The sequence below is a fragment of the Bradyrhizobium altum genome (genome assembly GCF_020889705.1).
Classification (GTDB): domain Bacteria; phylum Pseudomonadota; class Alphaproteobacteria; order Rhizobiales; family Xanthobacteraceae; genus Bradyrhizobium; species Bradyrhizobium altum.
In genome coordinates this window covers 1-7,703 of record NZ_JACMYP010000345.1, presented here as the reverse complement: position 1 = coordinate 7,703, position 7,703 = coordinate 1, and the positions used below count along the sequence as shown (strand labels likewise).

General features: G+C 65.5%; 8 protein-coding genes. 2 read left to right on the top strand and 6 right to left on the bottom strand.

All coding sequences use genetic code 11. From position 1 onward, the window contains the following. From H8B02_RS42800 to H8B02_RS48290, 5 genes are all read right to left on the bottom strand, one after another. The coding region (locus tag H8B02_RS42800) for an outer membrane protein (protein WP_229171754.1) at positions 1 to 604 on the bottom strand (604 nt) is incomplete at its 3' end. A 347-nt stretch (positions 605 to 951) separates the two neighbouring features. Next, positions 952 to 1,722 carry an exodeoxyribonuclease III gene (xth, locus tag H8B02_RS42795; protein ID WP_229171753.1) on the bottom strand — a complete coding sequence of 257 codons (771 nt, stop codon included), beginning with the start codon at positions 1,720 to 1,722 and terminating at the stop codon, positions 952 to 954. Between the two features lie 30 nt (positions 1,723 to 1,752). Continuing rightward, positions 1,753 to 3,042, bottom strand: coding sequence for an alanine racemase (gene alr / locus H8B02_RS42790; protein WP_229171751.1), 1,290 nt, complete (start codon positions 3,040 to 3,042; stop codon positions 1,753 to 1,755). A gap of 48 nt (positions 3,043 to 3,090) precedes the next feature. Further along, positions 3,091 to 4,599, bottom strand: a complete 1,509-nt coding sequence (locus H8B02_RS42785) for a replicative DNA helicase (protein ID WP_229171748.1) — start codon at positions 4,597 to 4,599, stop codon at positions 3,091 to 3,093. 289 nt (positions 4,600 to 4,888) lie between these two features. Beyond that, positions 4,889 to 5,011 carry a hypothetical protein gene (locus H8B02_RS48290; protein WP_256437482.1) on the bottom strand — a complete coding sequence of 41 codons (123 nt, stop codon included), beginning with the start codon at positions 5,009 to 5,011 and terminating at the stop codon, positions 4,889 to 4,891. Positions 5,012 to 5,195: 184 nt separating this feature from the next. Here H8B02_RS48290 and H8B02_RS42780 point away from each other — a divergent pair, with 184 nt between their 5' ends. Continuing rightward, positions 5,196 to 5,369 (top strand): hypothetical protein, encoded by a 174-nt coding sequence (locus H8B02_RS42780; RefSeq protein WP_229171746.1) that lies wholly within the window; start codon positions 5,196 to 5,198, stop codon positions 5,367 to 5,369. A 20-nt stretch (positions 5,370 to 5,389) separates the two neighbouring features. On the opposite strand, the gene H8B02_RS42775 is transcribed toward H8B02_RS42780, so the two are convergent. Then, on the bottom strand, positions 5,390 to 6,643 hold the full coding sequence (locus tag H8B02_RS42775) for a cyclopropane fatty acid synthase (protein ID WP_229171745.1): 1,254 nt from the start codon (positions 6,641 to 6,643) through the stop codon (positions 5,390 to 5,392). A gap of 258 nt (positions 6,644 to 6,901) precedes the next feature. On the opposite strand from H8B02_RS42775, the gene H8B02_RS42770 reads away from it, so the two are divergent. Further along, positions 6,902 to 7,703, top strand: an 802-nt coding sequence (locus H8B02_RS42770; protein WP_229171744.1) for a prolipoprotein diacylglyceryl transferase, incomplete at its 3' end; no start/stop codon positions are given.

Sequence of the window (7,703 nt, the reverse complement as noted above, 5' to 3'; positions counted from 1 at the left end):
CGCCGGCGCCGATCGCGCCGCCCCAGCGCGTCTCGCTGCCGCGGTCGGCGATGAAGCCGACCGGTACGCCCGGTCCAAATGCCGGCGTGATGAAGCTCTCGTGCCGATCGCGCACGACGGCCGCTCCGCCCTTTGCGTACAGCAGGAAGGCGCCCCAGGAATAGCCGATCTGTCCGGTGAACAGGCCGATGGCATCGATCTTCGAGCGGTTGGCGAAGCCCGCAAACGGCGGGGCGACCGACGGGTTCGAGCCGGAGAGGTCGGCCCAATTGCCCTCCGCTTCGACGCCGAACACCCAGGCCGCCTGCTGCCAGCGATACCCGATCTGGCCGCCGGCGGTCGCGCCGTTCGCGGTGTGGCAACCTTCCGGGCCGGTGAAATTCACGACGCCGAGCGCCGGATTGGTGATGGCGAAGGGCACGATGTCCCAGCACTTTCGGCTCCAGCCGCCGCCGCCATTGGCGCCGAGGTAGAAGCCGCTCCAGTCGGTGGTGGCGGCGACGATCGGGGGCGCCTTGGTAGTGGGGCGGGCGGCAAGGTCGGCAGCGGACGCGCTTGCAATGCCGAGCATGAGCACGGAGGCGGCGACGAAATATGTCTTCATGGGCAGACCCAATGCATGAATCAAATCGACGCCAGGCTAGTCGATTTGCACCACCTCCGGCTGTACCCGGTCCGCCACATCCGGCCGCATTCGCGTGTACCGCAGGCTCCTGTGCCGCGAGAATGCGGATGTTTGACTCGCACGCCGTGCAACAAATTCGACGTCGTCCTGGCGAAAGCCAGGACCCATTACCCCAAGCATCAGCCGTTGCGCGACGCTGGGGCCACGATCCCGTTCGCAATCAAATGCGGTGGTTATGGGTCCTGGCTTTCGCCAGGACGACGGTGGTGTGTGCGGCATCATCCGATCCGCGTCGCGACCACCACGAGGCGCAAGTCCGCCACCGATCACTTCAACACGACCCACGCCGGCGCATGATCACTCGCGCCTTCCTCGCCACGAACATCGCGGTCGACGCCGGCCTTCGCGAGCCGCGCTGCCACGTCGGGGCTGAGCAGGAGATGATCGAGCCGGAGGCCTGCATCGCGCGGCCAGCGCTGGCGCTTGTAGTCCCAGAAGGTGAACATCTGTTGATCCGGGTGCAGCGTGCGGAGCGCATCGCACCAGCCCTGATCGACCAGCGCCTTGAAAGCCGCGCGGCTCTTCGGCTGGATCAGCGCATCCTTGTCCCAGGAGCGGGTCGGATAGATGTCGAGAGGCGTCGGCGCGACGTTGTAGTCGCCGGCGAGCACCACGGGGACCTCCTGCTTGAGCAGCTTGGCGGCGTGGGCGCGCAGCCGCTTGAACCAGGCGAGCTTGTAGTCGAATTTCGGGCCGGGCTGCGGATTGCCGTTCGGAAGGTAAAGGCTGGTCACGACGATGCCGCGCACCGCGGCCTCGATGTAGCGTGCCTCATGGTCGTCGCGGTCGCCGGGCAGGGCGGTGCGGATCAAGACCGGCTCAGCCTTGCGCGCGAGGATGGCGACGCCGTTCCAGGTCTTCTGTCCTTGCCACACCGCGCCGTAACCGGCCTTCTCGAGCGCGGCCGCGGGAAATTCGGCGTCGCTGGCTTTCAACTCCTGCAAGCTGACGACGTCGGGCTTGGCCGATTTCAGCCAGCGCAGCAGGTTCGGCAGCCGGCGGTTGACGTTGTTGATGTTGAAGGTCGCGATCTTCATGCGGGCTGGGGATCGCGACGATCTATCGTGTCAAGCGGATGGGGCGGGTGGCTCGGCGGGCAGTGGCGGTGGCGCAGCCGGCGCTGCCGTCGGCAACGCTGGCGTGGCGACTGCTTCGCTCTTCTCCGTCACCGCGTCGCTTGTCGTGGCGACGGCATCGCCGCCCTTGTAGATGCGTACGAAGCGACGGCCGAGGCTGGTCAGCACCTCATAGCCGATGGTGCCGAAATGATGCGCGACCTCGTCGACCGTGATGCCTTCGCCGATCAGCGTCACCATGTGACCGCGCCGCACGGCATTCTTGTCGAGATCGGTGACGTCGACCACGATCAGATCCATCGAGACGCGGCCGGCGATCGGGCAGCGCTTGCCGGCGACCACGACCTCGGCGCCGCGGGTGCCGTCATTGGCGCTGGCGGCGCGGAAATAGCCGTCCGCATAGCCCGCGGAGACGATCGCAAGCCGGGTCGGCCGGCGCGCGGTCCAGGTGCCGCCATAGCCGACGGTCTCGCCGCGATCGATATTGCGCATCTGCACGATGCGCGCCTTGAGATCGACCACCTGCTGCATCGGGTTGTCGGCCTCCGGCGTCGGATTGACGCCATAGAGCGCGCAGCCCGGCCGCACCATCTCGAACTGGAATTGGGCGCCGAGGAACACGCCGGAGGAGTTGGCGAGCGAGGCCGGCACGCCGGTGAACAGGCTCGCGATCTCGCGGAAGCTCGCCAGCTGTTTGGCGTTGGCGGGGTTGTTGAGCAGTTCGGCGGAGACGAGGTGGCTCATGACCAGCGTGATGCCGTGATCGCCGGCATTGATCCGCGGGATGATGCCTTGCGCTTCGCTGACCGTCAGCCCGAGCCGGTTCATGCCGGTGTCGATATGGATGGCGGCGCCGCCGGACCAGCCGGAGCGGCGGCAGAACACGTCCCATTCGGCGAGCTCGTTGAGATCGCCGATGACCGGCTTGCAGTCGATCCTGGCGTAGGCGTCGCCGGTCTGCTGGAAGAAGCCGCCGAGCGCATACACGGTCGCCTGCGGAACGGCCGCGCGCACCACGGCGGCCTCCTCGACGGTGGCGACGAAGAAGGTCTTGCAGCCGGCCTTGGCCAGCGCCCGCGACACCTGCTCGGCGCCGCAGCCATAGGCGTTGGCCTTGACCACGGCGGCGCATTCCGCCGGGACCGCGGTCTTCTCGAGCTTGCGCCAGTTGGCGATGATGGCGTCGAGGTCGACGGTCAGGATGCCGGTGGCGGTCGGATGGGCCGCCAGCAAACTGGCTTCGGGCGTCAGCTGCGATTTCGCGTCGGTCACGATGTTCATGGCTCAGTTGTACAAGCGGGACCAGCGGCCTTCAACTGTGCCCCACCGCTAGTAGGAGGGGGGCCGATCCGGGACCAGTCCGTCCGATGCGAGATCGCCGAACCGGGTGACGCTGGCTTCGAAGTGCAGTTCGACGGTGCCGGTCGGACCGTGGCGCTGCTTGCCGATGATGACTTCGGCCTTGCCGAGCGCGCGCTCCATTTCGGCTTGCCAGGTCGCGTGCTCCGGGGTGCCGGGCCGTGGTTCCTTGTTCGCGAGATAGTATTCCTCGCGGTACACGAACATCACGACGTCGGCGTCCTGCTCGATCGAGCCGGATTCGCGCAGGTCCGAAAGCTGGGGCCGCTTGTCCTCGCGGTTCTCGACCTGGCGCGAGAGCTGCGACAGCGCGATCACGGGGACGTTGAGCTCCTTCGCCAGCGCCTTCAAATTGGTGGTGATCTCGGTGATTTCCTGCACGCGGTTGTCGTTGCCCTTCTTGCCCGAGCCCTGCAACAGCTGGATGTAGTCGATCACGATCAGGTCGAGGCCCTTCTGCCGCTTGAGGCGGCGGGCGCGCGCGGTGAGCTGCGAGATCGAGAGACCACCGGTTTCGTCGACATAGAACGGCAGCGACTGCAACTCGATCGAGCAGTCGCGGATCTTCTCGAAATCGAGCTCGGAGATGCCGCCGCGCCGGATATGGCTGGAGGGAATGCCGGTGCGTTCGGCGAGAATACGGGTGGCGAGCTGTTCGCCGCTCATTTCGCAGGAGAAGAAGCCGACCGCGCCTCCGTTCACCGCCTTGGTGGTGCCGTCCGCCTGCACCTCGGGGACATAGGCTCTGGCAATGTTGTAGGCGATGTTGGTGGCGAGCGAGGTCTTGCCCATGCCGGGACGGCCAGCGAGCACGATCAGGTCGCTCGGCTGCAATCCACCCATCTTGGTGTCGAGGTCGCGCAGCCCGGTCGAAATGCCGGACAGTTTGCCGTCGCGCTGGAACGCCTTGGCCGCCATATCGACGGCGACCGTGAGCGCATCCGCAAAGCGCTGGAAGCCGCCATCGTAGCGGCCGGTCTCGGCGAGGCTGTAGAGCTGTCGTTCGGCGTCCTCGATCTGCGCGCGCGGGGCAAAATCGACGGGTGCGTCGTAGGCGACGTTGACGATCTCCTCGCCGATCTGGATCAGGTTGCGGCGCAGGCTGAGATCGTAGACGGTACGCCCGTAGTCCTGTGCGTTGATGATGGTGGTCGCTTCGGCGGCGAGTCGGGCGAGGTATTGGTTGACCGTCATGCCGCCGAGGTCCAGCTCGGCAGGCAGGAACGTCTTCAAGGTCACGGGATTTGCGACCTTGCCCATCCGGATCAGACTGCCGGCCGTTTCATAGATCTGCTGGTGGATGGCTTCGAAGAAGTGCTTCGCCTCCAGGAAATCGGAGACCCGGTAGAAGGCGTCGTTGTTGACCAGTATCGCGCCCAGCAGCCCCTGTTCCGCTTCGATGTTGTGCGGCGCGCTCCGATAGGTCGGGGACGCGGCGTCGGGCGCGAGCTTGTGGACGTTCGAATCAATCAAGGCCATGAACGAGCTTATTCTTCTGATTTGGTCGTTACTGAGATTTTCGGCTGTGGGGCCGCGATCAAGCGCCAGCCCGGCACGAAGCGAAAGGACGGATGTTTCTTATGCACGATTCACACAACGCAATGTGTGAATCCGGCACGGCCGGATGCATTCCGCTTGACGGGGTTTCGGTCGAAAACTGGCGGAGCCCGGCCGGTCAGCGATGTCGTTGGCAAAAATCTGACGCGGCCTGAACCTTTTTCTGGCTGCCGCGCCCAACCAGCGACGAGGTGGTGCTGGTCTCGGTTCCTCAGACCAGGATGAGGAAAGCCAGCGCGATCAAGGCGGCCGCGACGCCGGTTGCGATCAAGGCGTAGTCGGTTACGAGGTCGCGTTGCGGGTCCAACATCGTCTGGTGCGGTTCTCGGGTCATTCCGGACCACTACGACAGACCGGAGCAGACCTCTGTGAAGCAGATCACACCCTCCGCAATTTCTTTGCGGCAGGTTCGCGGGAACGACCCGGCGGCTCCCGGGTTGTATTCGCTCAGGCAAGGTACGGCGTCGATGGCTCGAGGGTTTCAGACAGCGCGATTGAAGCTTGGCCGGGCGGATGGCATGGACGACCGCCGCTGGCTGGCGGTGCTGGTCGACGCCATGGAGCAGGCGGAGCGTCCGGAGGTCCGGAATGTTCCCTGCGATGCCGCCCTGATTTCGGCCGCCACGGCCCATCTGGCGCGTCCGGCGCCGACCTTTGCGCATTGCGGATCGGCCTACAGCCTGCGCAACTAGCAGCACCAATTCCTGCCGACTTACTCGCCGGCGAGTTGCAGCCGGGGCTTCGTGGCGTCGGCTTCCTTCAGCCGCAGCCGGGCTTCCTCGCGGCCGATATAATCGCGGGTCATCGGCACCACGCCCTGGCGCTTGGTGAGCTGCAGCTGGAAGTTCATCATGTTCTGCACCCGGAACGACATCTCCGAGGCGGCCAGGTAGAATTCCCACATCCGCGCGAAAGCCTCGTCGTAGAGCCGTACGGCTTCCTCGCGCCGCGCCATGAAGCGCTCGCGCCATGCCTTCAGCGTCTCGGCATAGTGCAGGCGCAGGATCTCCATGTCGCAGATCAGCAATCCGGCCTTCTCAATGGCCGGCATGACCTCCGAGAGCGCCGGGATGTAGCCGCCGGGGAAAATGTATTTCCGGATCCAGGGGCTGGTGACATCGGGGCCGGTCGAGCGGCCGATCGAATGCAGCATCATGACACCGTCGTCACTCAGCAGCTCGGCGCAGCGCTTGAAGAAGGTCTCGTAGTAGGCGACCCCGACATGCTCGAACATGCCGACCGAGACGATGCGGTCGAACGGGCCGGGGATGTCGCGATAGTCCTGCATCAGGAAACGCGCCGAATCCGCCAGGTTCCGCTCCGCCGCCCGGGCGTTGGCAATCTGCAGCTGCTCGGTCGACAGCGTCACACCGGTGACGTCGGCACCGCTCATCTCGGCAAGATAGAGCCCGAGTCCGCCCCAGCCGGAACCGATGTCGAGGATGCGGTCGCCGGGCTTGATCAGGAGTTTCGCGGCAAGGTGGCGCTTCTTGGCCAACTGAGCGTCGTCCAGCGTGGCGTCCGGTGTCTCGAAATAGGCGCAGCTATATTGTTTGTCGGCGTCGAGGAAGAGGGAATAGAGGCGGCCGTCGAGATCGTAATGGCGGGCGACATTGCTTCTGGACCGGCCGCGCACATTGATCTGCTGGGCACGCCGTCCGAGGAACCGCAGCCAGGCCTGCAACCTGGCAAAGTTCGGCAACATTGCCGCCTGGCCCATCAGGACCGCCAGCACATCGGCGATGGTGCCTTGCTCCACCACGAACGTGCCGTCCATGAAGGCTTCGCCGAGATACAGTTCGGGATCGACCAGGATGCGGAGTTCGGCCCCTCTGGTCATGAATCGCGCGGCAGCTGGCGTGCCAGTGCCGTCACCGCAGGTGAATCGGGCGCCGCTTGCGGTCGTGAACGCGATCGAACCGCGGCGGATGAAGCGCCCCAAGAAGTATCGCAACAATCGGTCCATCGAGACACCAACGGAACGGCAAGCTGCACACCGACACCACCGGAGCTGATCACTCCAATGTGTCCCCAAGCCAAACATAGGCAGGGAATTCGATCGCGCTATTGCGTTGTGGTCAAAGCCGATATTCCAAAATGTGACAATTGCGTGGATGCGGCACGCGCGCGCTTCCATTCGCGCGATAATCGGCTAAAAGGTGACCGCCGCGGCCGACCCATCAGGCGCAGGCGGCGATTTTTCCGGAATCTGGAGACTTAAGGAATGTTGAGCCGAGCCCTCAGTCTGGCGACGGTGACGCTTCTGATTGGCCTGTCGGCCGGTTCGGCGCGTGCGCAAAACCTCGAGGCCGGCAAAAGCCCCTCCCAGATTTTCGCAAATACCTGCACAGCCTGCCACAAGAGCCCGCGCGGCCTGCTGAAGACCGTGCCGGCGGGGTCGCTGCCGGGCTTCCTGCGCCAGCACTACACGACGTCGAGCGACATGGCCGGCGTGCTGTCGTCCTTTCTGATTTCGAACGGCGCCAACGATCCGCGCTACCAGGCCAAGGATCAGCCCAAGGGAGCCAAGGGCAGGGAAGGCCGTCAGGAGGCGAACCAGTCCCCGGAGCAGGCCTCCGAGCGTCCGTCTCGCCGGCAGCACCAGGGTGCGGCGCCGCAGGAAGGTGCCAAGGAAGGCTCAAAGCCTGACACGGACGGGTTGAATCCCGAAGGACGTCCCGGCCACCGCGGCAAGCGCATGGCGCGCCCGAGCGAGACGCCGGAGGGTGCCAAGCCCGACGATGGCCAGACGCCGCAGGCCGCGGGCGAGGGCAAGCCGTCGCGCCAGAAGCATGGCCGTCGCGGCAAGCCGGTCGAGGAGCCGAAGTCCGACGAGGCGCCCAAGGGCGAAGCGGCGGGCGACGAGCCCAAATCCCAGACGGCCGTCAAGCGCGAGGACAAGGACAAGGGTGAGGCCGAGAAGCCGGCGAAGCCAGCCAGCCAGCCCGACACGGCCAAGGTCGATGCGCCCAAGGGCAATGCGGGCAGCGAGCCGGCTGCGGTGCGATCCGACCCGGTTCCGCAGG